21 protein-coding genes and 1 riboswitch are annotated in these 25,325 nt (G+C 67.2%); of the genes, 10 read left to right on the top strand and 11 right to left on the bottom strand.

The genetic code is table 11. The features are described from left to right. Positions 1-62: 62 nt before the first annotated feature. The 3 genes from preA to U4Z31_RS32095 all read right to left on the bottom strand — a co-directional run bounded on the left by preA (position 63) and on the right by U4Z31_RS32095 (position 4,200). Positions 63-1,379 (bottom strand): NAD-dependent dihydropyrimidine dehydrogenase subunit PreA, encoded by a 1,317-nt coding sequence (gene preA / locus U4Z31_RS32105; protein WP_124921618.1) that lies wholly within the window; start codon positions 1,377-1,379, stop codon positions 63-65. Between the two features lie 73 nt (positions 1,380-1,452). Continuing rightward, positions 1,453-2,790 (bottom strand): NAD(P)-dependent oxidoreductase, encoded by a 1,338-nt coding sequence (locus U4Z31_RS32100; protein ID WP_321812459.1) that lies wholly within the window; start codon positions 2,788-2,790, stop codon positions 1,453-1,455. Positions 2,791-2,919: 129 nt separating this feature from the next. Next, on the bottom strand, positions 2,920-4,200 hold the full coding sequence (locus U4Z31_RS32095) for a Zn-dependent hydrolase (RefSeq protein WP_321812458.1): 1,281 nt from the start codon (positions 4,198-4,200) through the stop codon (positions 2,920-2,922). A 25-nt stretch (positions 4,201-4,225) separates the two neighbouring features. On the opposite strand from U4Z31_RS32095, the gene U4Z31_RS32090 reads away from it, so the two are divergent. Then, complete coding sequence (locus tag U4Z31_RS32090) at positions 4,226-4,432, top strand: hypothetical protein (RefSeq protein WP_185640908.1); 207 nt, start codon at positions 4,226-4,228, stop codon at positions 4,430-4,432. Between the two features lie 131 nt (positions 4,433-4,563). Next, positions 4,564-5,262, top strand: coding sequence for a TetR/AcrR family transcriptional regulator (locus U4Z31_RS32085; protein ID WP_321812457.1), 699 nt, complete (start codon positions 4,564-4,566; stop codon positions 5,260-5,262). A 35-nt stretch (positions 5,263-5,297) separates the two neighbouring features. Here the strand turns inward: U4Z31_RS32085 and betA are convergent, their stop codons facing one another. The 5 genes from betA to U4Z31_RS32060 all read right to left on the bottom strand — a co-directional run bounded on the left by betA (position 5,298) and on the right by U4Z31_RS32060 (position 11,398). Continuing rightward, positions 5,298-6,983 carry a choline dehydrogenase gene (betA, locus tag U4Z31_RS32080; RefSeq protein ID WP_321812456.1) on the bottom strand — a complete coding sequence of 562 codons (1,686 nt, stop codon included), beginning with the start codon at positions 6,981-6,983 and terminating at the stop codon, positions 5,298-5,300. Between the two features lie 40 nt (positions 6,984-7,023). Continuing rightward, entirely contained in the window at positions 7,024-8,529 is a 1,506-nt protein-coding gene (locus U4Z31_RS32075; RefSeq protein WP_221622576.1) for a purine-cytosine permease family protein, read from the bottom strand. 160 nt (positions 8,530-8,689) lie between these two features. Beyond that, complete coding sequence (locus U4Z31_RS32070) at positions 8,690-10,198, bottom strand: aldehyde dehydrogenase family protein (RefSeq protein ID WP_321812455.1); 1,509 nt, start codon at positions 10,196-10,198, stop codon at positions 8,690-8,692. Between the two features lie 113 nt (positions 10,199-10,311). After that, positions 10,312-11,289, bottom strand: a complete 978-nt coding sequence (speB, locus tag U4Z31_RS32065) for an agmatinase (protein ID WP_321812454.1) — start codon at positions 11,287-11,289, stop codon at positions 10,312-10,314. Then, entirely contained in the window at positions 11,270-11,398 is a 129-nt protein-coding gene (locus U4Z31_RS32060; RefSeq protein ID WP_260427325.1) for a hypothetical protein, read from the bottom strand. Before U4Z31_RS32060 ends, speB begins: the two co-directional genes overlap by 20 nt. 50 nt (positions 11,399-11,448) lie before the next feature. Between U4Z31_RS32060 and U4Z31_RS32055 the strand changes: the two genes are divergently transcribed. The 6 genes from U4Z31_RS32055 to lipA all read left to right on the top strand — a co-directional run bounded on the left by U4Z31_RS32055 (position 11,449) and on the right by lipA (position 19,740). After that, entirely contained in the window at positions 11,449-12,372 is a 924-nt protein-coding gene (locus U4Z31_RS32055) for a LysR family transcriptional regulator (RefSeq protein ID WP_059534474.1), read from the top strand. Between the two features lie 192 nt (positions 12,373-12,564). Further along, a riboswitch (glycine riboswitch) is annotated at positions 12,565-12,651 on the top strand. 229 nt (positions 12,652-12,880) lie between these two features. Continuing rightward, entirely contained in the window at positions 12,881-13,255 is a 375-nt protein-coding gene (gene gcvH / locus U4Z31_RS32050; protein WP_321812453.1) for a glycine cleavage system protein GcvH, read from the top strand. An 11-nt stretch (positions 13,256-13,266) separates the two neighbouring features. Further along, positions 13,267-16,131 carry an aminomethyl-transferring glycine dehydrogenase gene (gene gcvP, locus U4Z31_RS32045; protein WP_321812452.1) on the top strand — a complete coding sequence of 955 codons (2,865 nt, stop codon included), beginning with the start codon at positions 13,267-13,269 and terminating at the stop codon, positions 16,129-16,131. A 93-nt stretch (positions 16,132-16,224) separates the two neighbouring features. Continuing rightward, positions 16,225-17,481: a serine hydroxymethyltransferase gene (gene glyA, locus U4Z31_RS32040; protein ID WP_321812451.1), complete on the top strand. Its 1,257-nt coding sequence runs from the start codon at positions 16,225-16,227 to the stop codon at positions 17,479-17,481. 162 nt (positions 17,482-17,643) lie between these two features. Continuing rightward, entirely contained in the window at positions 17,644-18,762 is a 1,119-nt protein-coding gene (gene gcvT / locus U4Z31_RS32035; RefSeq protein ID WP_124523610.1) for a glycine cleavage system aminomethyltransferase GcvT, read from the top strand. A 3-nt stretch (positions 18,763-18,765) separates the two neighbouring features. After that, positions 18,766-19,740 (top strand): lipoyl synthase, encoded by a 975-nt coding sequence (lipA, locus tag U4Z31_RS32030; protein ID WP_415750317.1) that lies wholly within the window; start codon positions 18,766-18,768, stop codon positions 19,738-19,740. Positions 19,741-19,828: 88 nt separating this feature from the next. Here the strand turns inward: lipA and U4Z31_RS32025 are convergent, their stop codons facing one another. Genes U4Z31_RS32025 through U4Z31_RS32015 form a run of 3 tightly spaced genes read right to left on the bottom strand, consistent with a single transcriptional unit; the run spans position 19,829 to position 23,506 of the window. Further along, positions 19,829-21,019: an acetyl-CoA C-acetyltransferase gene (locus tag U4Z31_RS32025; protein WP_321812450.1), complete on the bottom strand. Its 1,191-nt coding sequence runs from the start codon at positions 21,017-21,019 to the stop codon at positions 19,829-19,831. A gap of 18 nt (positions 21,020-21,037) precedes the next feature. Then, positions 21,038-21,805: a 3-hydroxyacyl-CoA dehydrogenase gene (locus tag U4Z31_RS32020; RefSeq protein WP_321812449.1), complete on the bottom strand. Its 768-nt coding sequence runs from the start codon at positions 21,803-21,805 to the stop codon at positions 21,038-21,040. Between the two features lie 27 nt (positions 21,806-21,832). Beyond that, positions 21,833-23,506 carry an acyl-CoA synthetase gene (locus tag U4Z31_RS32015; RefSeq protein ID WP_321812448.1) on the bottom strand — a complete coding sequence of 558 codons (1,674 nt, stop codon included), beginning with the start codon at positions 23,504-23,506 and terminating at the stop codon, positions 21,833-21,835. Between the two features lie 136 nt (positions 23,507-23,642). Between U4Z31_RS32015 and U4Z31_RS32010 the strand changes: the two genes are divergently transcribed. Further along, a complete protein-coding gene (locus U4Z31_RS32010; protein WP_321812447.1) occupies positions 23,643-24,662 on the top strand; it encodes an AraC family transcriptional regulator in 1,020 nt (339 codons plus the stop codon). A gap of 191 nt (positions 24,663-24,853) precedes the next feature. Beyond that, complete coding sequence (locus tag U4Z31_RS32005; RefSeq protein ID WP_321812446.1) at positions 24,854-25,225, top strand: nuclear transport factor 2 family protein; 372 nt, start codon at positions 24,854-24,856, stop codon at positions 25,223-25,225. Positions 25,226-25,325: the final 100 nt, after the last annotated feature.

The raw sequence follows: 25,325 nt of genomic DNA, 5'->3' as shown, positions 1-25,325 counted from the left end.
GCGATGCCGGCAGAACAGGACACAAGCGGCAGCGCGGGCGATACCGCGCCGCCGGACGTCGGTCAGGCCGCCTTCGCGTGCTTCTCGTGTTTTGCGGGTTCCGCCGGGCTCGCACCCGCATCAGCCCGCGCCGGGTTGTTCGGATGCGTGGTCCAGTTCGCGTAGTCGCCCGCATCGACCCGCTCCATCGTGATGCATTGCTCGACCGGACACACATGCATGCAAAGATTGCACCCGACGCACGCCGCGTCCACCACTTCGAAATGCCGCACGCCGTCCTTCACGGCGGTGATCGCCTGGTGCGACGTGTCCTCGCATGCGATATGGCACAGCCCGCACTGGATGCAGCGGTCCTGGTCGATGCGCGCCTTGATGTCGTACTTCAGGTTCAGGTATTTCCAGTCGGTGACGTTCGGTACCGCGCGGCCGCGTATGTCGTCGAGCGTCGCGTAGCCCTTCTCGTCCATCCAGTTCGACAGCCCGTCGACGAGATCCGACACGATCCGGAATCCGTAATGCATCGCGGCGGTGCACACCTGCACGCTACCGGCGCCGAGCACCATGAACTCGGCCGCGTCGCGCCACGACGAAATCCCGCCGATGCCGGAGATCGGCAGGTTCGGCGTCTCCGGGTCGCGCGCGATCTCGGCGACCATGTTCAGCGCGATCGGCTTGACCGCCGGGCCGCAATAGCCGCCGTGCGTGCCCTTGCCGTCGACGGTCGGCATCGGCGCCATCTGGTCGAGATCCACCGCGACGATCGAGTTGATCGTGTTGATCAGCGACACGCCGTCCGCGCCGCCCTTGTACGCGGCGCGCGAGCCCATCCGGATGTCGCTGATGTTCGGCGTGAGCTTCACGAGACACGGCAGCTTCGTGCCTTCCTTGACCCAGCGCGTGACCATCTCGACGTATTCCGGCACCTGGCCGACCGCCGCGCCCATCCCGCGCTCGCTCATCCCGTGCGGGCAGCCGAAGTTCAGCTCGACCGCATCGGCGCCCGTATCCTCGACGAGCGGCAGGATCCATTTCCAGTCGCGCTCGTTGCACGGCACCATCAGCGACACGATCAGCGCGCGGTCGGGCCAGTCGCGCTTCACCTGCGCGATCTCCTTCAGGTTCACGTCGAGCGGCCGGTCGGTGATCAGCTCGATGTTGTTCAGCCCCGCGATCCGCTGGCCGTTCCACTGCACCGCGCCGTAGCGCGAGCTGACGTTGACGACGTGCGGATCGAGCCCGAGCGTCTTCCATACGACGCCGCCCCAGCCCGCCTCGAATGCGCGGTTGACGTTGTATGCCTTGTCGGTCGGCGGCGCGGAGGCCAGCCAGAACGGATTCGGCGAAGTGATGCCTGCGATGGTGCAGCGAAGGTCGGCCATGTTCGGCTCCGTGTCGGTGAGAGCGTTTATCGTGGTGCGCGCGAGGTCCGCGGTGCAGGTGCGTATCGCGCGCTCACGCGGCCCGGGCGTCGCGCTGCGCGAGCGCCGCGTCGATCGCGGCCGCCGCGCGCTTGCCGTCCTGCACGGCCTGCACCGTCAGGTCGATGCCGCCCGTCGCCGCGCAATCGCCGCCGGCCCACACGTCGGGCAAGGCCGTACGCCCGTCCGCGTCGACCGCGATGCGCGACCCGTCCTCGGTCAGCAGCGTGGCCGCGACACCGTCCGGCACCAGCGTCTGGCCGATCGCCTTCAGCACCATGTCCGCATCGACGGTGAAGCGCTCACCCGACGCGGCCTCGAATTCGACGCCCGTCACGTGCCCGTTCGCGCCCGCGATGCGCACCGGTTTTGCGTGCGTGACGAGCGTGACGCCGCACTTCTGCGCGAACTCACGTTCGGCCCAGGTCGCGCTCATCGCGTCCACGCCGCGCCGGTACACCATCGTCACGCGCTGCGCGCCGAGCTTGCGGCTCTGCACGGACGCGTCGATCGCCGTATTGCCGCCGCCGATCACGACCACGCGCCGCCCGACCGGCACGTTCTCCAGCGGGTCGGCCTGGCGCACCTGCTCGATGAAGTCGACCGCGTTCATCACGCCGGTCAATTGCTCGCCGTCGATCGCGAGCGTGCGCACGCCGCCGAGGCCCATCGCGAGAAACACCGCGTCGTGCCGCTCGCGCAGCGCGTCGAGCGTCACGTCGCGGCCGAGCGCGACGCCCGTCTCCAGCGCGATGCCGCCGACCGACAGCAACCACTCGACTTCGCGCTGCGCGAAATCGTCGACGGTCTTGTACGCGGCGATCCCGTATTCGTTCAGGCCGCCCGCCTTCGGTCGCGCATCGAACAGCGTGACGCGATGCCCGGCGAGCGCGAGCCGGTGCGCGCACGCGAGCCCGGCCGGCCCCGCGCCGACCACCGCGACGTGCCGCCCCGTATCGGGCGCACGCGTGAAGCGCACCGCGCCGCTCGCCATCGCCCAGTCGGTCGCGTGGCGCTGCAGCGCGCCGATCGCGACCGGCTGCGCATCCTGGTGATTGCGCACGCACGCGCCTTCGCACAGGATCTCGGTCGGGCACACGCGTGCGCACATCCCGCCGAGCGGATTCGCGGACAGGATGTCGGTCGCGGCGCCCTTCAGGTTGCCGTTGCCGATCTTGCGGATGAAGCCCGGGATGTCGATCTGCGTCGGGCAGGCCTGCACGCACGGCGCGTCGTAGCAGTAGTGGCAGCGGCTGGCGGCGGCCGCGGCGGCTGTCGGATCGAGCAGCGGCGCGATATCGGCGAATTCGCACGAGAGTTGCGTGGACGACAGGCGATGCGCGGCGATATCGCCGGTTGGCTGGGTGGTCATACGCGTTCCTTCGACTGGGTGGAGACAAAGCCGTCCCCGCCGGCTGCGAATGCACAGTCGGGGCGGTCATGCTTTGGAATGCCAATATCACGCAGTGCGCAGCTTGCCGGCCGCGCTATATCCCGTCCGTCATGAAGCCGGCTCGCAGGCACGCGACAGCATCGCGTGCAGCAGCACGTTCGCGCCGGCCTCGATCCACGCAGGCGTCGCGTCCTCGATCTCGTTGTGGCTGATGCCGTCGACGCAGGGTACGAACACCATCGACGTCGGCGCCACCTGCGCCAGGTAGCACGCGTCGTGCCCCGCACCCGACACGATGTCGCGATGCGAGTAGCCGAAGCGCTCGGCCGCGTCGCGCACGGCCGCTACGCAGGCCGGATCGAACGCGACCGGCTCGTAGTAGAAAATCTGCTCGAGCTCGGTTTCGAGCCCGATCTCGCCCGCGATGCGCGCGACGCCGTCGCGCAGCGCGGCGTCCATCTTCGCGAGCACGGCGTCGTCCGGATGACGGAAATCGACGGTGAAGAACACGCGGCCCGGAATCACGTTGCGCGAGTTCGGGTGAACCTGCATCATCCCGACCGTCGCGCAGCCGAACGGCGCGTGATCGAGGCCGATCCGGTTGACGAGGTCCACCACGCGCGACGCCCCGAGCAGCGCGTCGCGGCGGCGTGGCATCGGCGTCGGCCCCGCGTGCGCTTCCTGGCCGGTGAACGTGATCTCGTACCAGCGCTGCCCCTGCGCGTCCGTCACGACGCCGATCGTCTTGCACTCGGCCTCGAGAATCGGCCCCTGCTCGATATGCAGCTCGAACGCCGCGTGCAGCTTGCGGCCGCCGCACGGCACGTCGCCCGCGTAGCCGATGCGCGCGAGTTCCTCGCCGATCGTCTTGCCGTCGACGTCCTTGCGCGACAGCCCGTACTCGAGCGTAAACACGCCGGCGAACACGCCCGACGCCACCATCGCCGGCGCGAAGCGCGAGCCTTCCTCGTTGGTCCAGATCACGACCTCGACCGGGTGTTCGGTCTCGATGCCGCGATCGTTCAGCGTGCGAATCACTTCGAGACCGCCGAGCACGCCGTAGATGCCGTCGAAGCGGCCGCCCGTCGGCTGCGAGTCCGCGTGCGACCCGGTGACGACCGGCGCCGCGTCGGCCACGCGGCCCGCGCGGCGCATGAACACGTTGCCCATCGCATCGACCGTCACCGCGCAGCCGGCGGCTTTCGCCCAGCCGACGATCAGGTCGCGGCCGGCCTTGTCGAGATCGGTCAGCGCGAGGCGGCAGACGCCGCCTTTCGGCGTCGCGCCGATCTTCGCGACCTCCATCAGGCTGTCCCACAACCGCCTGCCGTCGACCTTGATCGACGTGTCGAATCCTGCCCGCTTCACTGTTTCCGATACCGTGTCCATTCGTATCGCTCCTGTGGGGTCGGTCATGCCGTCATCCCGGCCGATGCCGGTGCGCGCATTGCAGCCGTCGGGGCAAACCCGCACCTGCGAGGTGCAGATGCGCATCGTTCGCGCGATTCGTCCGATCAAACGGCGTCAGGGTTGGCACTACGTTCCGCCGCTCGTCGAATCCTGTCCGATTGGACAGGTTTTAGACGATCAAAATGCGCAGCGCAATGTCTTTCTTGCGTGAATCGATCGAGCGAGAAACGTGCCACCGCATCGCAGCACCGCGCGCGCACCGATGTGTTCGCGCGTGCGTTCGATGCGAACCAGCGGCTAGAATGAAGCCCAACGCGGCATGCATGCCGCGCGAGGGCAACGATGAGACATGACCAGGCGGCCGCCGACACCATCGGCGACGACGAAACGGGCACGCCTTTGCGGCGACGCAAGGCACACATCCGCGAGTCCAACGAAGCGCATCTGCTGGCCTGCGCGGAAGCCGTGTTCGCGGAGCGCGGGCTCGACGGCGCGAGCACCGCGATGATCGCGGAGCGCGCGGGCCTGCCGAAGGCGAACCTGCATTACTACTTCCCGACGAAGCTTGCGCTGTACCGCCGTGTGCTCGACGACCTGTTCGAAGACTGGCACCGCGCGGCCGGATCGTTCGAGACCGGCGACGATCCGGTCGAAGCGATCGCCAGCTACGTGCGCGCGAAGATGGATCTGTCGCGACGGCGCCCGCTCGGCTCGAAGGTATGGGCGAACGAGATCATCCACGGCGCCGCGCACATGCAGGACATCCTGTCGGAGCGCGTGAAGCCGTGGTTCGACACGCGCGTGAAGGTGATCGAAGGCTGGATCGCGCGCGGCCTGCTCGCGCCGATCGATCCGCACGCGTTGATGTACCTGATCTGGGCGACCACCCAGCACTATGCGGATTTCGATGCGCAGATCCGCGCGCTGAGCGGCAAGCGTGCGCTCACGCAAAAGGCTTTTTCCGAGACGACCGAAGAGGTCGTGCAGCTCGTGATCCGCGCGTGCGGCGCGGTGTCGCCGGAGGCGGCGCGCGATCGGTGACGTGACCGCCGAACGCGCGCCGCCGTGCGCCGCGCTTAAGCGGCCACCTTGCGCTTGGGAACGCCCGTGCGCTGCTGCGCTTCCCAGTTCTCGACGAAACCGACCGACGCATCGGACGGCGCGAGCGTCTTCCGCCCGCGCACCAGATCGGCCGCCCGCTCGGCCAGCATGATGGTCGGCGCGTTCAGGTTCCCGTTCGGCTCGGTCGGAAACACCGACGAATCGATGACGCGCAGGCCCTGAACGCCGCGCACGCGCAATTCCGAATCCACCACGGCCATCGCGTCCTCGCCCATCCGGCACGAGCCGCACGGATGCATCGTGCTTTCCATGTTGGCACGCACGAACGCATCGATCTCGTCGTCCGTCGTCACGTCCGGGCCGGGTGCCAGCTCCACGCCGCGAAAGCGATCCATGGCCGGCTGCCCGACGATCTCGCGCGTGAGGCGCACGCAGCGACGGAACCCCTCGCGATCTTCCTCGCGGTCGAGATAGTTGAACCGGATCTCCGGATGCTCGTACGGATCGGCGGAGCGAACCCGAACGTGCCCGCGGCTCTTGGGCTTGTTCGGCCCCGTGAGCACCATGAAGCCGTGCCCCTTGTACGGCTTGTCGCCGTCGTAACGCATCGCCGCCGGCAGGAAGTGGAACTGGATGTCGGGCCAGCGCAGCCCTGCTTCGGAACGGATGAACCCGCCTGCCTCGAAATGGTTGCTGGCACCCAACCCGTCCTTGAACAGCAGCCAGCGCAGGCCGATCATCGCCTTGCCGAGCAGCCCCATCTTGCCGTTGAGCGACACCGGCTCCTTGCACTCGTATTGAATGTAGATTTCCGAGTGATCCTGAAGATTCTCGCCGACGCCCGGCAGGTCGTGCACGACCTCGATCCCTGCCTTGTTCAACACGTCGGCCGGCCCGATCCCCGAGCGCTGCAGCAGATGCGGCGAGCCGATCGGCCCCGACGACACCAGCACTTCGCGCGTGCAGCGTACCGTGTGCTGGACGCCGCCCTGCTCGTAGACCACGCCGACCGCGCGCTTGCCTTCCATCACGATCCGGCGCGTCATCGCATGGGTGAGAACGGTCAGGTTGGGTCGCTGCATCGCCGGGCGCAGGTACGCGTTCGCGGTCGACCACCGAACGCCGTTCTTGACCGTCATGTGCATCGCGCCGAACCCTTCCTGCATGTAGCCGTTGCAGTCGTCGGTCTTGATGTAGCCGGCCTCGGCCCCCGCTTCGACCCATGCGCCGTACAGCGGGTTCTGCATGTTGTTGCCGTTGTTGGTGCTCAGCGGGCCGTCCGCGCCGCGATATTCGTCGCCGCCGAACTTGTAGCTCTCGGCCTTGCGGAAATACGGCAGGCAGTTGCGGTATCCCCAGTCGCGCGCGCCGAGCGATTCCCATTCGTCGAAATCGCACGCATGCCCGCGAATGTAGACCAGGCCGTTGATCGACGACGAGCCGCCGAGCACCTTGCCGCGCGGGCAATGTAGGCGGCGTCCGTCCAGGTTCCGTTCCGGCGCCGTCTCGTAGTGCCAGTTGAACCGCTTCGTGTTCATCGGCATCGAGAACGCGCTCGGCATCTGGATGATCACGCTGCGATCGCTTCCGCCGTACTCCAGAACCAGCACGCTGACGCTCGAATCCTCGGTCAGGCGGTTCGCCAGCACGCATCCCGCCGACCCCGCGCCCACAATGATGTAGTCGTAGTATTTAGTCATCTTGATTATCCTGCTCGATGAATGATCCTGGCGTGCCGGGTCAGCCGCGCTTTTTCTCGCCGGTGGTGAACTCCGGCATGTGCGCTTCGATGTGCGCGATTTCCGCTTCCTCGCGCCGCAGGTCGAGCGACCGGCACAGCACGTAGTACGCGAGCGCCGAGACGATCAGCCCCACCAGCCAGGCCAGGTCGACACTGCCCATCGCCTTCGCGAGCGGGCCGACATAGACCTCGCGGTCGCCGTCGAAGATGCAGAAGAACGGCACCATCGACACGAACCCGATCAGGTACGAAAGCAGGCCGCGTCCGCCCCAGTTCCCGTACAGGCTGTCGCGCGGGCGAAAGAAATGCGGTACCGCGTAACGCCCCTTGCGCACGAAGAAGTAGTCGGTCAGGTTGACTGCCGTCCACGGCACCAGGAAATACAGCATCACCACCAGATAGATGTTGAGCACCGACAGGCCGGAACCGGACGCGTAGATGCGCATCGCCACGCCGAACTGCAGCAGCACGACGAAGACGATCGCCGCGATCCGTGCCTTCGCGGTCGGCTCCACCTTCCGGAACGAGTCCACGCTGGTGATGGCCGTCAGCTTCGCGCTGTAGATGTTCATCGCGATCACCGGCAGGAACGCGACGATCGTGATGGCCACGACCGCCGTGCCCAGCTGCGGCGCGATTCCGGCACCCACGCCGTGGAGCGCGACGAGCACATCGGTCGCATGCAGGTGTGCACCGAGCCATCCGCCCACCGCGATCATCCACGCGCCGGACAGCGATGCCCCGACGAACACCGCGGCGATCAGCCTGCCGCTCGGCGTGTTCTTCGGCAGGTAGCGCGAATAGTCCGACACGTACGGCGCATACGCGATGTTGTAGCTGGCCGCCGCCGCGAACTGCGCGATGAAGCCGGTCCAGTTGAAGCCCAGCTTCGCGACCGGCGCACCGGCCGCCGCCGGCGCGTCATGGATCCAGCCGGCCAGCACCGCCAGCGTCACGAGGCCGTAAAGCGGCAGCGAAAGATACAACGACCATTTGAACGTCCGGTGCATCCAGTCGTGTCCGAGGATCGCGAGGATCGTGGCCGGCACCGTCACGACCAGCGCGACCTGCAGCGGATCCCAATGGAACAGCGTCCTGAGGCCCTGCATCATCAATACCAGGTTGACGATGTTGAAGCCCGCGAAGACGAACAACGTCGCGAGCAGCACGAGCACGACGCCGCGATAACCGAACTGCGCGCGCGACTGGATCATCTGCGGCAAGCCGAGATGCGGTCCCTGCGAGCCGTGGAACGCCATGAACAGCGTGCCGAACATGATGCCGAGCGTGCCCGAGACGGTGGTCCAGAACGAATCGAGACCGACGCTCGGCCCGACGAAGCCGATCGTCATCGTGAAGAACGTGAAGTTCCCGACGAACCAGAACGGCCCCTGGCTGGCCAGCCGGTCGGTACGCTCGCTTTCCGGGACGAAGTCGATCGAGTGCGCCTCGATGGCACCGTGGTCGCCGCGCGGCGCCTTCAATACGTTTGTTTCTGCCTGCATGTCGTACCCCATGATCGCAAAGGGCTAAGCAGAGCGAATTCCCCGGACCGGTCCGGACGAACGGGTCGAGAAGATTTCGCATCGGAATCAGGCCGCCTTCGGCCGGCTGCAGGCTTTTGCCGTGCATGCCGGCGGCAGGCGGCACATCACGTGCAACCGGTCAGGGAAGCGTGATGCAGACTGACTTGGTCTCCATCAGATAGTCGAGCTGCTCCGGCCCGAGGTCCTTGCCGAACCCGGACGTCTTGAACCCGCCGAACGGCAGCGCCGGATCGATGGTGCTGTGCGCATTCACATAGACCGTGCCCGCCTGCAACCGCGGAATCAGGCCGTGCACGCGGCCCAGGTCGTTCGAGTAGATCGCGGCGGCCAGGCCGAACGACGAATCGTTCGCGAGCGCCACGGCCTCGTCGAGCGTGTCGAACGGCGCGGTCACGAGCACCGGGCCGAAGATTTCCTCGCGGACGATCCGCATGTCGGGACGGCAATGCGCGAAGATCGTCGGTTCGACGAAGTGCCCCGGGCCCACATGGGCGCGGCCGCCGTAGTAGCATTCGGCGCCTTCCCGGATGCCGGATTCGATGTACGACAGGACCGTGTCCTTTTGCCTGGCCGACACGAGCGGGCTGATGAAGCAATCGCGATCCAGCCCGGGGGCGATCTTCAACGTCGCCGTGTAGTCGGCGAGCGCCGCGAGGAAACGGTCATGGATGTCGCGGTGGATGTAGGCCCGCGTGCCCGCGTCGCACACCTGGCCGGAGTTGAAGAACACGCCGTTGGCCACGGCCTGCGCGGCGGCGTCGATATCGGCGTCATCCAGCACGATGACCGGGGACTTCCCGCCGAGTTCGAGCGTCACGCGCTTGATGTGCCGCACCGCGTTCTGCCCGACGTCGCGCCCGACCGGCGTCGAACCCGTGAAGGTCAGCTTGTCGATGCCCGGGTGGCTCGCCATCGCGGCGCCGATCACGCTGCCGCGACCGGTCACGATGTTGACCACCCCGTCCGGAATGCCGGCTTCCTGCACCAGTTCGGCAAAGCGCAGCGTCGACAGCGACGTGAGTTCGGCCGGCTTCACGACCGTCGTGCAGCCGACCGCCAGCGCGGCCGCCAGCTTCCAGGCCATGGTCTGCAGCGGATAGTTCCACGGCACGATCGCGCCCACGACACCGATCGGCTCCTTGCGCGTATAAGCCAGATAGTTGCCCGGCAGCGACGGCTCGACCGTGCGGCCGTGCAGCTTGGATGCCCAGCCGGCGAAATAGCGGAACGTGTCGACCGTGCCCTGGATGTCGATCGCGCGGGCCTGCGCGACGGACTTGCCCATGTCGATCGACTCGATCTCCGCGAGTTCGTCCGCGTGCGCCTCGATCAGGTCGGCCAGCCGGTGCAGCAGCCGCTCGCGCTCCAGCGGCTTGAGGCGGCGCCATTCGCCGTGATCGAACTGGTGTCGGGCGGCGGCGACGGCACGGTCGAGATCGGCCGGCGTCGCGAACGGAATCTGCGTGATGACGCCCTCGGTCGACGGCTCGGTGACGGCGCTGAACTGGCCGTCGCTGCCGTCCACCCACGCGCCGCCGATGAACATCTTCATCGGCCTGGCGAGAAAGTTGCGGGTCGCCTGGGAAACATCGTGACGATCGAGATATTGCGCGACTACGGCATCCATGTTGATCTTCCTTGATAGCCTGCCCGGCGCCTCTCGGCGAGGTCCCCCGGGCCGTACGGTAGTGACTTCGGGCGTCCCGCGAGACGTCGCGCCCGATTCCTGATATGAATGTCTCAGCGGGCGCGGGCCAGGCTGCGCGCGTGGAAAATGAAACCGATGCTGTTCATCAGCAGTTGCGCGGCCAGGATCGACGTCGTGCCGGTCGGATCGTAAGCCGGCGCCACTTCCACCAGGTCCATGCCGACGATGCTTCCGTGGCTGCGCTTCGCGAGCGCCTGGATGATCTCGAGCACTTCGTAGTACTGGAAACCGCCGTGACTCGGCGTGCCGGTTCCCGGCGCGATCGACGGATCGAAGCCGTCGATGTCGATCGTGATGTAGTAGGCGCCGCGCTGCGGAATCTGCTCGAGCACGCCGTCGGTGCCGAGGCGCCGGACATCGCGCACGGACAGGATGTTGGAACCCGCGGCACGGGCCGCGTCATAGTCGCTGCGGTTGGATGACGAGACGTTGCGGATGCCGAGCTGCGTCATGCCGGCGATATGGTCCATCTCGGAGGCCCGGCGCAACGGGTTGCCGTGTCCGTATCGCACGCCGTGGCGTTCGTCGACGAAGTCGAGGTGCGCATCGAAATGCACGATGTGAATCGGCCCGCGGCCTTCGAACGCCTTGATCACCGGCGCATGCACCGAATGATCGCCGCCGAGCACTACCGGCATCGCCCCGCCGGCGAGAATCTTGCGCACGGCCAGTTCGATGTTCGCGTTGCTCGTGGCCATGTCGGTGTGCACGATGTCCGCATCGCCGACGTCCACCATGCGAACCTGGTCCTCGGTCAGGTAGAGCAAGTCGTCTTCGTGATCGTACGCGCCCGCGTGCCCGAACGAGAACAGCGTCGACGCCTCGCGAATGCCGCGCGGGCCGAAGCGCGCGCCCGAGCGCCACTGGGTGCCCATGTCGTTGGGCGCACCCAGGATCGCGACGTCCGCGTCTATGTTCTCCCAGTCGAGACACACCGGCGCCTTCGCAAAGGTGCAGTGACCGACGAACGGCAGGTTGAGCCTGCCCTTTTCATAGCTGTTGTTCTGCATTGTCTCCGTCTCCATCTGTATGCGGATTCGTCTTCGGCGCACGGCCGTCCATGCGCTTGCCTTTGCGGTCACTATGGGCAAAAATTTTTTCCGGAAAAATAGCAGGCATCAGATGTCCATATCGGATATTCCGATGTGACGGACGGAGGAGAACGGAACGTGAAACAGCTGCAGGACATCGACCTGAAACTGCTCAGGATTTTCATGACCATCGTGAAATGCGGCGGTTTCTCCGCCGCGCAGGCCGCGCTGAACGTGAGCCAGTCGACCATCAGCGAGCAGATGACGAGCCTCGAAACGCGCCTCGGCGTCAAATTGTGCGAACGCGGCCGCAGCGGCTTTCGTCTGACGGAACACGGCGTCGCAACCTACGAATCCGCGCAGCGCCTCGCGCTCGCGGTGGAAGCGTTCTGCATGGACACACATGCGCTCAAGCAGCGCATCTCGGGCCGGCTTCATCTCGGCATCATCGACAACACGGTCACCGACACCGACAGCATCCTGCCGCTCGCGCTGCGCCGGTTCGTCTCGCGCGGTCACGACGTCCAGCTCGACATCTACATCGGCACGCCGGCCGAGCTCGAGGAGCGCGTGCTCGACGGGCGGCTGCACCTCGCGATCGGCCACTTCCCGCTCACCGTCGCCGGCCTGTCCTACACGCAGCTGTACGAGGAGCCCGACGGCCTCTACTGCAGCCGCTACCATCCGCTGTTCTCGACCGACGCCACCGGCGACGCACTGATCGAGCGCGTCCGGCAAAGCCAGGTGGTCGCGCGCGCGTTCCTGCAGCAGCGCGACCTGCAATTGCTCGAGAGCGGCAGCGCGGCCGCGACCGTCGACAATGTCGAGGCACAGGCGATCCTGATCCTGACGGGCGCGTATATCGGCTTTCTGCCGCGGCACTACGCGAGACAGTGGGTCGACGCCGGCCAGATGCGCCAGCTCGCCGCGGAACAGCTCACGTCCGCGTGGCCGTTCTCGTCGATCACGCGCCGCGGCGCCGCGCAGCCGACCGTGCTTCGCGCGTTCCTCGACGACCTGATGGCCCAGTCGGGCAACCGCCCCCCGCCGGCGGACAGATAGTCGATATCGGATATTCATTTCGGTCTCCACCGAAGTATCGACCGGCCGCGATCGCGGCGCGGCCTTGCTCCGCCATGCCGCGCGTCGTTTTCGGCGCGCCTGCGCCGTGCCGCGGCATCTGCCTCGCCTCATGGGCGGTCGAACGGGGTGTTGACACCGCCGCGGGCGTGCGACTAGATTGTCGCCAGCTATCGGGATGTGTCAGGAGAGACCGCCGTCCGGCGGCGCCGAAGGGGAATCGCCCCAGAAACTCTCAGGCAAAAGGACTGACGCATCGATTAGCGCTCTGGAGAGTAGGCCTCTGGTCGTCGACCAAGCCTCGCCGAAGGAGAAGCGCCCCGCCGGGGCGCGCAATCTCTCAGGCAAACGGACAGAGGGGGCATCAGGCACGCAGCCTGGAATGCCCCGGTCTCGTCCGGATGCCGACTCGTCGATCATCCTCCCGCCCGTGCACTTCCGGCTTGCGTGTGCCGCATCACTCAACGCAACCCTGTCAGGAAGAGAGCATATGAGCGAGGTCCGATACACCGAATCCCATGAATGGCTGCGCGTCGAAGACGACGGCAGCGCCACCGTCGGCATTACCGACCACGCGCAATCGCAGCTGGGCGATCTGGTTTATATCGCACTGCCAAATGAAGGCGACGCCTTTGCCCAGTACGACGAGGCCGCCACCGTCGAATCGGTCAAGGCCGCCGGCGAGGTCAAGATGCCGGTGTCCGGCACCGTGCTGGAAGCGAACGCCGCCCTGGGCGACACGCCGAGCCTCGTCAACGATTCGGCGGAATGCGACGGCTGGTTCTTCAGGATGCGCATCGACAGCCCGGAGCAGCTGACCGGGTTGATGGACGCCGCCGCGTATCGCGCCTATATCGGCGAATGATGGAGACGGCCATGAACGCATTCGATTCCGTCGCGCAGCGCGAGTCGTTCGTCCGCCGCCACATCGGCCCCGATGCCGACGAACAGGCCGCGATGCTGGCCGTGCTCGGCGTGGACTCCGTCGACGAGCTGTTGAAGCAGGTCGTCCCCGCGGCGATCCGCAGCGATGCGCCGCTCGCCCTGCCTCCCGGCTGCACCGAAGCCGATGCGCTGGACCGGCTGGCTGCACTGGCAGGCCGCAACCAGGTGTTCCGCTCGTTCATCGGCATGGGATACCACGACACCCACACGCCGCCGGTCATTCAGCGCAACGTGCTGGAAAACCCGGCCTGGTACACGGCCTACACGCCGTACCAGCCGGAAATCTCGCAAGGCCGCCTGGAGGCGCTGCTCAACTTCCAGACCATGATCGCCGACCTGACCGGCCTCGAGATCGCCAACGCGTCGATGCTCGACGAAGGCACCGCGGCCGCCGAGGCGATGACGTTCTGCCGGCGCCTCGCCCGGTCGGACAGCCGGATCTTCTTCGTCGCGCACGATTGCCATCCGCAGACGATCGAGATCGTTCGCACGCGCGCGGAGCCGCTCGGCATCGAGATCGTCGTCGGAGATCCGCGCCGCGATCTGTCCGCCACCGGCTGTTTCGCCGCGCTGCTGCAATATCCGGGCACCTTCGGCGACATCCACGATTACCGCGACGTGGTCGGCACCCTGCATGCGAACGGCGCGCTGGCCGTGGTCGCCGCCGACCTGCTCGCGCTGACCCTGCTCGCGCCGCCGGGCGAATTCGGCGCCGACGTGGCGGTCGGCACCACGCAGCGCTTCGGCGTGCCGCTGGGTTACGGCGGCCCGCACGCCGGTTATTTCGCGACGCGCGACACGTTCAGGCGCACGATGCCGGGACGACTGGTCGGCATGTCGATCGACGCGCACGGCCGCCCGGCGCTGCGCCTCGCGATGCAGACGCGCGAACAGCACATCCGGCGCGAGAAGGCCACCAGCAACATCTGCACCGCGCAAGTACTGCTCGCCAATATCGCCGGCTTCTACGCGGCCTATCACGGCCCGCACGGGCTGACCGCGATCGCGCGCCGCATCCACCGCCTCACCGCGATCCTGGCCGCGGGCCTGCGCCGGCTCGGCCATGCCGTGCCAACCGAATACTGCTTCGACACCATCGCCGTCGACAGCGGCATTCGCACCGATGCCGTGCACGCGGCGGCACGGGCCCGCCGGGTCAACCTGCGCGCCATCGACGCGCGCCGGATCGGCGTCTCGCTCGACGAGACGACCACGTCCGACGATATCGTCATGCTCTGGTCGATCTTCTCCGAAGGGCGCGCCGTTCCCGACTTCGCGGCCGTCGACGCCGCCACCGCCGATGCGTTGCCTGCCCCGCTGCTGCGCCGGAGCGCCTTCCTCGCGCACCCGGCGTTCAACAGCCACCATTCGGAAACGCAAATGCTGCGCTACCTGCGCCGGCTCGCCGACCAGGATCTCGCGCTCGACCGCACGATGATCCCGCTCGGCAGCTGCACGATGAAGCTGAACGCCACCGTGGAAATGATGCCGATCACGTGGCCGGCGTTCGCCCGGCTGCATCCGTTCGCACCGGCCGAACAGGCCGACGGCTATCGCGTGCTGGCGCGGGAACTCGAGGCAATGCTGTGCACGATCACCGGATACGACGCGGTGTCGCTGCAGCCGAATGCGGGCTCGCAAGGCGAATACGCGGGCCTGCTCGCGATCCGCGCGTATCACGCGAGCCGCGGCGAGGCACGGCGCGACATCTGCCTGATTCCGTCGTCGGCGCACGGCACGAACCCGGCATCCGCACAGATGGCCGGCATGCAGGTCGTCGTCGTCGATTGCGACGACGACGGCAACGTCGACATCGACGACCTCGCCGCCAAGGCCGCCCGGTACGACAGCCGGCTGGCCGCGATCATGATCACCTATCCGTCGACCCACGGCGTGTTCGAGGCCCGCGTACGCGACGCCTGCGACATCGTCCATGCGCACGGCGGCCAGGTCTACATCGACGGCGCCAACATGAACGCGCTGGTCGGCCTCGCCCGGCCGGGCGCGTTCGGCGGCGACGTGTCCCACCTGAACCTGCACAAGACCTTCTGCATCCCGCACGGCGGCGGCGGCCCCGGCGTCGGCCCGATCGGCGTCAAGACGCATCTCGCGCCGTTCCTGCCCGGGCATCGGGAGGGCAGCGTGCCGGGGATCGGTGCGGTGTCCGCGGCGCCGCTCGGCAGCGCGAGCATCCTGCCGATCACGTGGACCTACATCACGTTGATGGGGTCACGCGGGTTGCAGCGTGCAACCGAGGTGGCGATCCTCAACGCCAACTACATCGCCGCGCGCCTCTCGCCACACTACCCGATTCTCTATACGGGGCCGAACGGCCGCGTCGCGCACGAATGCATCATCGACCTGCGGCCGTTGAAGGACAGCAGCGGCATCAGCGTCGACGACGTCGCCAAGCGCCTGATCGATTTCGGCTTCCACGCGCCGACGATGAGCTTCCCGGTCGCCGGCACGCTGATGATCGAGCCGACCGAATCGGAATCGAAGGCCGAACTCGACCGGTTCATCGACGCGATGATCGCGATCCGCGCCGAAATCGCAGCCGTGGAAGCGGGCACGCTGGATGCCGAAGACAATCCGCTCAAGCACGCGCCGCACACGGCGGCCGAACTCGTGGGCGACTGGCCTCACGCGTATTCGCGCGAACAGGCCGTCTATCCGCTCGGCGTCGCGGCGACGGCAGGCGGCAAGTACTGGCCGCCGGTTTCGCGGGTCGACAACGTCTACGGCGACCGCAACCTCGTGTGTTCGTGTCCGCCGATGGAAGCGTATCGATCGTGACGCGCCGGCCGACCCACTCGTAACGACACTCAACCCTGCTTGAGCGGCCGCGCACCCGACGTGCGCGCCGCACCGATACCAGGAGAAGGAAAAATGTTCAGCAAAGACATGCGGATCGAAGGCTTCGATGACGAACTGTGGACGGCGATGGAACGCGAGCGCATTCGCCAGGAAGACCATATCGAGCTCATCGCTTCGGAAAACTACACGAGCCGGCGCGTGCTGCAGGCGCAAGGCTCGGTGCTGACCAACAAGTATGCCGAGGGCTATCCGGGCAAGCGCTACTACGGCGGCTGTGAATTCGTCGACGTTGTCGAACAGCTGGCGATCGATCGCGCAAAGGCGCTGTTCGGTGCCGGCTACGCGAACGTGCAGCCTCATTCCGGCAGCCAGGCCAATGCCGCCGTCTACATGGCACTGCTCGAGCCGCACGACACGATACTCGGCATGAGCCTCGCGCACGGCGGTCACCTGACGCATGGCGCGCATGTGAATTTCTCGGGCAAGCTCTATCGTGCGGTGCAGTACGGCCTGAACGCGAAAACCGGCGAGATCGATTACGACCAGGTCGAGGCGCTGGCGACCGCGCACCGGCCGAAACTGATCACGGCCGGCTTCTCCGCCTATTCCCGCGTGGCGGACTGGGCGCGCTTCCGGCAGATCGCCGACGCCATCGGCGCATACCTGTTCGTCGACATGGCTCACGTCGCGGGCCTGGTGGCGGCCGGCGCGTACCCGAATCCGCTGCCGCACGCGGACGTGGTCACCACGACGACCCACAAGACGTTGCGCGGCCCGCGCGGGGGCCTGATTCTCGCCCGGACGAACCCGGAGATCGAGAAGAAGCTCAATTCCGTCGTGTTCCCCGGCATCCAGGGCGGCCCGCTGATGCATGTCATCGCCGCCAAGGCCGTTGCGTTCAAGGAAGCGCTGTCGCCCGGGTTCCGGATCCATCAGCAGCAGGTGGTCGCCAACGCCCGGGCCATGGCCGATACGTTCGTCAAACGCGGCTTCGACATCGTCTCCGGCGGAACGGACAATCACCTGTTCCTCGTCAGCCTGATCCGCCAGGGGCTGACCGGCAAGGCGGCCGATGCGGCGCTGGGCCGCGCGCACATCACCGTGAACAAGAACGCGGTGCCCGACGACCCGCAGAGCCCGTTCGTCACCAGCGGCATTCGCATCGGCACGCCTGCCGTGACGAGCCGCGGTTTCAGGGAAGCGGAAGCGCGCGCGGTGGCCGGCTGGATCTGCGACATCCTGGCCGATATCGAGAACCCGTCGGTCATCGACCGCGTTCGGCGACACGTCGCCGAACTGTGCGGCGCATTCCCGGTATACGGCAAGTAACGGCCGCTCGGGCCGTTGCCCGACCGTTCTTCGGGAGCGACTTCGACGTCGCTCCGGAGAACGGGACACGCCTCCGGATACGGGATCGTTCCAGTCGTTCATTCCGTACTCCGAAGCTGTGCCGCGCGCGATCTCCTAAAATCCTGTTGATCCGGAACAACGATGACGATCCCACTTTCTCGTACTCCACTTCACGACCTTCACGTCGAGCTCGGCGCGAAGATGGTTCCGTTCGCCGGGTACGAAATGCCCGTCCAGTACCCGCTCGGCATACTCAAAGAGCATCTTCACACGCGCGAGCAGGCCGGGCTGTTCGATGTCTCGCACATGGGACAGGTGCTGCTGTCGGGCCCGGATGCCGCCGCCGCGCTCGAAACGCTGGTGCCGGTCGACGTGATCGACCTCCCGCCGGGCATGCAGCGCTACGCGTTGTTCACGAACGAGCAAGGCGGCATTCTCGACGACCTGATGATCACCCGCCTCGGCGACGCCGAGCTGATCGCGGTCGTCAACGCCGCGTGCAAGGACCGCGACCTCCGCCATCTGAGGGAACGGATCGGCCACCGCTGTAACGTCGTCGAGCTGGCCGACCGCGCGCTGCTCGCCCTGCAAGGGCCGGCCGCCGCGTCGATTCTGGCGCGCCTGGCGCCCCGCCTGGCCGAACTGGTCTTCATGCAAAGCACGCGTGTCGAGCTGGCCGGCGCGGCGTGCATGGTCAGCCGCTCCGGCTACACCGGCGAGGACGGCTACGAGATCTCCGTGCCGGCCGATCGGGCGGAAGCGCTCGCACGCCTGCTGCTGGCCGACCCTGCCGTCGAGCCGATCGGTCTCGGCGCGCGCGATTCGCTGCGTCTCGAAGCCGGCCTGTGCCTGTACGGCCACGACATCGACACCGGCACCACGCCGATCGAAGGCGGGCTGCTGTGGGCCCTCTCGAAAGTGCGACGCCCTGGCGGTGCACGCGCCGGCGGCTATCCCGGCGCGGATGTCGTCGCGCGGCAGATCGCCGAGGGCGTGAAAAGAAGACGCGTCGGCTTCGTCGTGAAAGACCGGGTGCCGGTGCGCGAGGGCGCCGACATCGTCGACGCCGACGGGCGCTCGATCGGCACGGTGACGAGCGGCGGCTTCGGTCCGACGTACGGCGGCCCGGTGGCCATCGGCCATGTCGCGGCCGAATTCGCGACACCGGGCACGGCACTGCATGCGATCGTCCGCGGCAAACCGGTTCCGATGGAAGTCGCGAGAACCCCGTTCGTCGCGCAACGCTACTACCGCGGGTAAGCCATGGCGAACACGAATATCCGCAACACGCCGATGGCCGCCGGAACCCGGCTCTCCGCCGCCGAAAAAATGGCTCGCATCCCCGTGAGGATCGTCGCGACCGAACCGGCCGACATGCCGCGCAAGCCTGAATGGATTCGTGCCGCCTTTCCCGGCTCGCGCGAGGTGATGGCGCTCAAGAAGGTCCTGCGCGAGCAGAAGCTGCATACGGTATGCGAGGAAGCCGGTTGCCCGAATCTCGGCGAGTGCTTCGCTCACGGCACGGCGACCTTCATGATCATGGGCGCCATCTGTACACGGCGTTGTCCGTTCTGCGATGTCGGGCACGGCCGCCCGCTTCCGCTCGATCCGGACGAGCCGGCACGACTCGCCGAAACGATCGCAGCGATGAGGCTCAAGTACGTGGTGATCACGTCGGTCGATCGCGACGACCTGCGCGACGGCGGCGCCGCACACTTTGCGGCCTGCATCGGCGCCGCACGCGGGATCGACCCGGCACTCCGGATCGAGGCGCTGACGCCGGATTTTCGCGGCAGGCACGAGGTTGCGCTGAACCTGCTCGCGGCATCCCCGCCGGATGTGTTCAACCATAATCTGGAAACCGTGCCGCGCTTGTATCGCGAGGCGCGGCCGGGCGCCGACTACCTGCACTCGCTGGGCCTGCTGCAGGCATTCAGGTCCGCTGCGCCGAACGTGCCGACCAAGTCGGGCCTGATGCTGGGCCTCGGCGAAGAGATCGACGAGGTCGAACAGGTGATGCGCGACTTGCGCGCGCATGGTGTCGACATGCTGACCCTCGGCCAATATCTGCAGCCGACCCGCCACCACCTGCCGGTGAAGCGCTTCGTTCCACCCGCGGAATTCGCACAGTTGCGGCAGCGCGCGCTTGCGCTCGGGTTCAGCCAGGTCGCATCGGGGCCGATGGTGCGCTCGTCCTATCACGCCGACCTGCAGGCGAAAGGCGAAACGGTCGAATGACGGCGAATTCGGCGAAGCGCACGTGACGCGCTTCGCCGATGCGGCGGTATGGCCCCGGGCCAGACCGCCTGCGTCCTCCCGGCGCGCGTTACGCGACGCGCTCGATCGCGATCGCCGTCGCCTCGCCGCCGCCGATGCACAGCGACGCGACGCCGCGCTTGAGCCCATACGCTTCGAGCGCGGCCAGCAGCGTCACCATCACGCGTGCGCCCGATGCGCCGATCGGATGGCCGAGCGCGCACGCGCCGCCGTGCACGTTCACCTTGTCGTGCGACAGGTCGAGATCGCGCATCGCGGCCATCGCAACCACCGCGAACGCTTCGTTGATCTCGAACAGGTCGACGTCGCGCAGGTTCCAGCCGGTTTTCTCCGACAGCTTGCGGATCGCGCCGATCGGCGCCGTCGCGAACAGGCCCGGCTTGTTCGCGTAGGTCGAATGCCCGACGATCACCGCCTTCGGCGCAAGGCCGAGCCGGTCTGCTTCCGAGCGGCGCATCATCACGAGCGCGGCCGCACCGTCGGAAATCGACGACGAATTGGCGGCCGTCACCGTGCCGCCTTCGCGGAACGCCGGCTTGAGCGTCGGAATCTTGTCGAGCTTCGCTTTGCCCGGCTGCTCGTCGATCGACACGACGGCTTCCGTCTTGCCGGACTTCACCGTCACCGGCGCGATCTCCGACACGAAGCGCCCTTCCGCGATCGCGCGTTGCGCGCGCGTCAGCGACGCGATCGCGAACGCGTCCTGCTCCTCGCGCGTGAACTGGTAAGCCTGCGCGCAATCCTCCGCGAACGTGCCCATCAGCCGGCCCTTGTCGTACGCATCCTCGAGCCCGTCGAGGAACATGTGGTCGAGCACCTGGCCGTGCCCCATGCGCATTCCCGCGCGCGCCTTCGGCAGCAGGTACGGCGCATTCGTCATGCTCTCCATCCCGCCCGCGACCGCCACGTCCGCCGATCCGGCCAGCAGCAGGTCGTGCACGAACATCGCGGCTTTCATCCCGGAGCCGCACATCTTGTTGACCGTGGTCGCGCCCGTACCCAGCGGCAAGCCGGCCTTCAGCGCGGCCTGCCGCGCCGGCGCCTGACCTTGGCCGGCCGGCAGCACGCAGCCGAACACGATTTCGTCGATGCGCTCCGCGGGCACGTTCGCGCGCTCGAGCGCCGCGCGGATCGCCACCGCGCCGAGCTCGCTCGCGCTGGCCGCGGCCAGGTCGCCCTGAAAACCACCCATCGGCGTGCGCGCCGCGCCGACGATTACGATCGGATCCTGTGTCGTCATGATTGCATTCCTCCAGTGTCAGCGCGGTGCCATGCGCAGCGCGCCATCGAGACGGATGACTTCGCCGTTCAGCATCGTATTCTCGGCGACGTGGCGCACCAGCGCCGCGAATTCTTCGGGGCGGCCGAGCCGCGGCGGGAACGGCACGCTCTTGCCGAGCGCGTCCTGCACGTCCTGCGGCATGCCGGCCATCATCGGCGTCGCGAAGATGCCCGGCGCGATCGTCACCACGCGAATGCCGAACCGCGCGAGTTCGCGCGCGATCGGCAGCGTCATGCCCACCACGCCGCTCTTCGATGCCGCATACGCGGCCTGCCCGATCTGTCCGTCGAACGCCGCGACCGACGCGGTGTTGACGATCACGCCACGCTCGCCTTCCGCGTCGGCGTCCTGTTTCGACATCGCATCCGCCGCCAACCGGATCATGTTGAACGTGCCGACCAGGTTGATCGATACCGCACGTGCGAAGCGATCGAGCGAATGCGGGCCTTCGCGGCCGACCACCTTCTCGCCCGGTGCGACGCCCGCGCAATTCACGAGCGCATCGATGCGGCCGAACGCGGCGCGCGCGGCGGCAACGGCGGCCTGCCCGTCGGCTTCGCTCGTCACGTCGGTCTTCACGAAGCGTGCGGATGTGCCGAGTTCGTGCGCGAGGCTCGCGCCGGCGTCTTCGTTGACGTCCAGCAGCACGGCGTTGCCGCCTTCGGCGACCACCATGCGCGCCACCGCGGCACCGAGGCCCGAACCGGCGCCCGTAATCAGAAAAACGCGATCCTTGATGTTCATTCGCAGTCCGTAGTCAGTATTCGATAGTCAGGATTGAGCGACCTTCTCGGCTTCCATCTTGCGCAGCACGAAGCGCTGGATCTTGCCGCTCGGGGTTTTCGGCAGCGCGTCGACGAACTCGATCGCGCGCGGATAGGCGTGGGCCGACAGCCGTCGCTTCACGTGCTGGCTGAGTTCGTCGGCCAGCGCCGGCGTGCCGTCGAAGCCCTTCGACAGCACGACGAACGCCTTGACGATCTCCGTGCGCTCCGGGTCCGGCACGCCGATCACCGCGGCCTCGCTGACGGCCGGATGCTCGATCAACGCGCTTTCCACGTCGAACGGGCCGATCCGGTAGCCGGACGAGGTGATCACGTCGTCCGCGCGGCCGATGAAGCTCACGGTGCCGTCCGGCTCGAGCTCGACGTTGTCGCCGGTCCGGTAGTAGCCGCCCGCGATCGCCGGCGTGTCCTGCTGCCAGTAGCCGGAGAACCACAGCAGCGGCGAGCGCGCGATGTCGATCGCGAGGTTGCCGGGCTCGCCGGGGCCGAGTTCGCGACCGGTGTCGTCGAGCACCGCGACGCGATAGCCGGGCATCGCGAGGCCGGCCGAACCGGCATGGACGACGTGCGTGAGCCCGTGATGATTGTTCACGACCATGCCGAGCTCGGTCTGGCCGTAGTGATCGTAGATCGGTGCGCCGAGCGCCGCGTGGAACCAGCGCACGACTTCCGGATTCAGCGGTTCGCCCGCGCTGCTGACGACCCGCAGCTGCCCTTTCAGGCGCGATGCCGCTTCCGTGCCGGCCGCCATCAGCATCCGGTACGCGGTCGGCGAACCGGCGAGGCTCGTGATGCCGAGCCGTTCGATCACGTCGTAGGTGCTGTCGACCGTGAAGCCGCCCTCGTACAGCGTCGTGGCGTGGCCGAGCAGCAGCGGGCCCGTGATCGCGTAGTAGAGGCCGTATGCCCAGCCCGGATCGGCGATGTTCCAGAAACGATCGCCGGCGCGCAGGTCCACCGCGTCGCGCATGTATGCGCCGAACGCGAGCAGCGCGCGCAGCGGCACCGGCACGCCCTTCGGCAGGCCCGTCGTACCCGACGTCGACATCATCATGAACAGGTCGGTGCCCTTGCGCGGCACCGGTTCGAATAGCGCGGACTGCACGTCGAGCGCCGCACGGAAATCGATGTCGCGCGCCGGCAGCGCGTCGCCCGCCTCGCGCACCGTCGCGACCCGCGGGCAATCCACGATCTCGTCGAGCTTCGCGCGATTCGCGATGTTGGTGACGACCAGACGCGCATCGCTCATGCGCAGCCGGTGCTCGATCGCCTTCGGTCCGAACGCGGTGAAGAGCGGCTGATAGACGGCGCCTGCGCGCCACGTGCCGAGAATCGTCGCGACGAGTTCCGGCGTACGCGGCAACAGGCCGGCGACCACGTCGCCCGGCTTCACGCCCTCCTCGACCAGCAGGTTCGCGACCCGCGCCGACAGCGCCTGCATCTGCGCGAACGTGAAGCTGCGGTGCCGGCCGCCGACGTCGATCCAGTCGAGCGCGATCGCATCCGGATCCGCCGCCGCATGCCGGTCGCAGCATTCGACGCAGGCGTTCAGGCCCTGCTCCAGGTCGCCGTGCAGATGTGCGGCGGCGGTCTCGATACGGAAGCCGGCCACGGCGTCGGCGTAGGCCGGCACCACCCGGGCGGTTGCTCCATCACGCATGCGTGTCTCCTGTTCGTTATGACCGCCGGCGAACCGGGGGTATATCGATGATGGTAGACAGCCGTCACATTGCAATCAATGACAAACAGAATCTAGAATCGTGATCGCTTTTGCCATGTCTGGAGGACATGAAAAAATGGGGCCGCAGATGATCTCGCCGGGTTTCGTCGAGGATGCGCTCGAGAGCCTGCGCCGTCGGCGGATGCCGACCGAGGCCGTGCTGCGTGCCGCCGGCCTGCCGGCCGCCGTGCGCGAGCCCGTCACGCCGCAGCAGTACGGCCGGTTGTGGCTGGCGATCGCCAGCGCGATCGATGACGAATTCTTCGGGCTCGCGGCCCGCCCGATGCGGCGCGGCAGCTTCACGCTGCTGTGCCATGCCGTGCTGCACGCGGGCACGCTCGAGAAGGCGCTGCGGCGTGCGCTGCAGTTCCTGCGTGTCGTGCTCGACGAACCGCACGGCGAGCTCGTGGTCGCCGACGGCCAGGCGCAGATCGTCCTCACGCAGGCAGGCGCACCGTATTCGGCGTTCGCTTACCGGACGTTCTGGCTGATCCTGCTCGGCGTCGCCTGCTGGCTGATCGGCCGGCGCATTCCGCTGCAGCGCATCGATTTCGCGTGCCCGAGCCCCGACCAGCGCGGTGACTACCACCAGTTCTTCGGTGTGCCCGTGCATTTCGACCGTCCCGACAGCCGGCTCGCGTTCAACGCCATGTACCTCGCGCTGCCGACGATCCGCTCCGGGCAGGCGCTGAAGACCTTCCTGCGCGGCGCGCCCGGCAACCTGCTCGTGCGCTATCGGCACGACACCGGCTGGGTGGCGAAGACGCGCGCACGACTGAAGGCGCTGCCGGCCAGCGAGTGGCCGGACTTCGACACGCTGGCCGTGCGCCTCGGCACGACGCCCGCGACGCTGCGGCGACGCCTGCGCAGCGAGGGGCAGAGCTTCGCGTTGATCAAGGACGAACTGCGCGGCGCGCTGGCCCAGTCGCTGCTGCGCGGACAAACGCTCAGCGTCGCGGAAATCGCGGCGGAACTCGGTTTTACCGAGCCCAGTGCGTTTCATCGTGCGTTCCGGAAATGGACGGGGACGAGCCCGGGGGCGTTTCGGCGGGAGGTCAATGGGGCGCAGGCGCCACGCTCGATGCGAGCGCGCTGACGGGTAAGGCCGTCATGCAAGGTATGGAAGAACCGTGTTCCTCTGCTTGAGGAGGCGATTGTTGCTCGTTCGACGGCCATGCAGTCGATTGGGCTGCGAACCCGCAACCACCGTACTGTTTGTCGGCAGCGCGGCACGCCCGCCGACCATGCTTGGAATCCTGATCCTTCGAGCTGATGCGAGGCCCCGATATGGATACCGTTCGTGCAGTCATCGAACCCTATGAAACCGCACTTCGAGCGGCAATGCTCGCCAACGACGTCGACGCACTGGACACGTTGCTGGATGACGAGCTGGTCTTCACCGTTCGGAGTGGACAGGTCATCTCGAAGCACGACGATCTGACCGCCCATCGCGCGAAACTGCTGCGTCTCGACACACTCGATATTGGGGAAACGCAGGCAAAAGCGATCGGCGAGATGATCCTCACCACGACGAAGGCCATGCTTGCCGGTTGTTTCGACGGCACCGCATTCAACGGCACGTTCGCCTACACGCGCCTGTGGCGCCGATCGGGCAGCGGCTGGCGTGTCGTCGCAGGACATGGATCGCAGATCGGTTGAACTGCGACATGCCTGCAAATCGACAAACTGCAGGACTCCGGGATTGCGATCTGATCGTTCGGCCGTCCTGACATTCACTGAGATCGCGCATTTCTGCGCC

Source organism: Burkholderia sp. BCC1985 (assembly GCF_905339915.1).
GTDB lineage: Bacteria > Pseudomonadota > Gammaproteobacteria > Burkholderiales > Burkholderiaceae > Burkholderia.
Note: the sequence above shows the minus strand (reverse complement) of the source record. Positions and strands in the feature narration are given on the sequence as shown.

Bases quoted from the DNA above. Each gene is read 5' to 3' on its own strand.
- U4Z31_RS32085 (WP_321812457.1), top strand. From the start codon at position 4,564: ATGAGACATGACCAGGCGGCCGCCGACACCATCGGCGACGACGAAACG.
- U4Z31_RS32020 (WP_321812449.1), bottom strand. From the start codon at position 21,805: ATGAACATCAAGGATCGCGTTTTTCTGATTACGGGCGCCGGTTCGGGC.
- betA (WP_321812456.1), bottom strand. From the start codon at position 6,983: ATGACTAAATACTACGACTACATCATTGTGGGCGCGGGGTCGGCGGGA.
- lipA (WP_415750317.1), top strand. From the start codon at position 18,766: ATGGCGAACACGAATATCCGCAACACGCCGATGGCCGCCGGAACCCGG.
- gcvP (WP_321812452.1), top strand. From the start codon at position 13,267: ATGAACGCATTCGATTCCGTCGCGCAGCGCGAGTCGTTCGTCCGCCGC.
- U4Z31_RS32005 (WP_321812446.1), top strand. From the start codon at position 24,854: ATGGATACCGTTCGTGCAGTCATCGAACCCTATGAAACCGCACTTCGA.
- glyA (WP_321812451.1), top strand. From the start codon at position 16,225: ATGTTCAGCAAAGACATGCGGATCGAAGGCTTCGATGACGAACTGTGG.
- U4Z31_RS32025 (WP_321812450.1), bottom strand. From the start codon at position 21,019: ATGACGACACAGGATCCGATCGTAATCGTCGGCGCGGCGCGCACGCCG.
- U4Z31_RS32015 (WP_321812448.1), bottom strand. From the start codon at position 23,506: ATGCGTGATGGAGCAACCGCCCGGGTGGTGCCGGCCTACGCCGACGCC.
- gcvH (WP_321812453.1), top strand. From the start codon at position 12,881: ATGAGCGAGGTCCGATACACCGAATCCCATGAATGGCTGCGCGTCGAA.
- U4Z31_RS32070 (WP_321812455.1), bottom strand. From the start codon at position 10,198: ATGGATGCCGTAGTCGCGCAATATCTCGATCGTCACGATGTTTCCCAG.
- gcvT (WP_124523610.1), top strand. From the start codon at position 17,644: ATGACGATCCCACTTTCTCGTACTCCACTTCACGACCTTCACGTCGAG.
- U4Z31_RS32100 (WP_321812459.1), bottom strand. From the start codon at position 2,790: ATGACCACCCAGCCAACCGGCGATATCGCCGCGCATCGCCTGTCGTCC.
- speB (WP_321812454.1), bottom strand. From the start codon at position 11,289: ATGCAGAACAACAGCTATGAAAAGGGCAGGCTCAACCTGCCGTTCGTC.
- U4Z31_RS32090 (WP_185640908.1), top strand. From the start codon at position 4,226: ATGCCGTCATCCCGGCCGATGCCGGTGCGCGCATTGCAGCCGTCGGGG.
- U4Z31_RS32010 (WP_321812447.1), top strand. From the start codon at position 23,643: ATGGGGCCGCAGATGATCTCGCCGGGTTTCGTCGAGGATGCGCTCGAG.
- U4Z31_RS32095 (WP_321812458.1), bottom strand. From the start codon at position 4,200: ATGGACACGGTATCGGAAACAGTGAAGCGGGCAGGATTCGACACGTCG.
- preA (WP_124921618.1), bottom strand. From the start codon at position 1,379: ATGGCCGACCTTCGCTGCACCATCGCAGGCATCACTTCGCCGAATCCG.
- U4Z31_RS32060 (WP_260427325.1), bottom strand. From the start codon at position 11,398: ATGCCTGCTATTTTTCCGGAAAAAATTTTTGCCCATAGTGACCGCAAA.
- U4Z31_RS32075 (WP_221622576.1), bottom strand. From the start codon at position 8,529: ATGCAGGCAGAAACAAACGTATTGAAGGCGCCGCGCGGCGACCACGGT.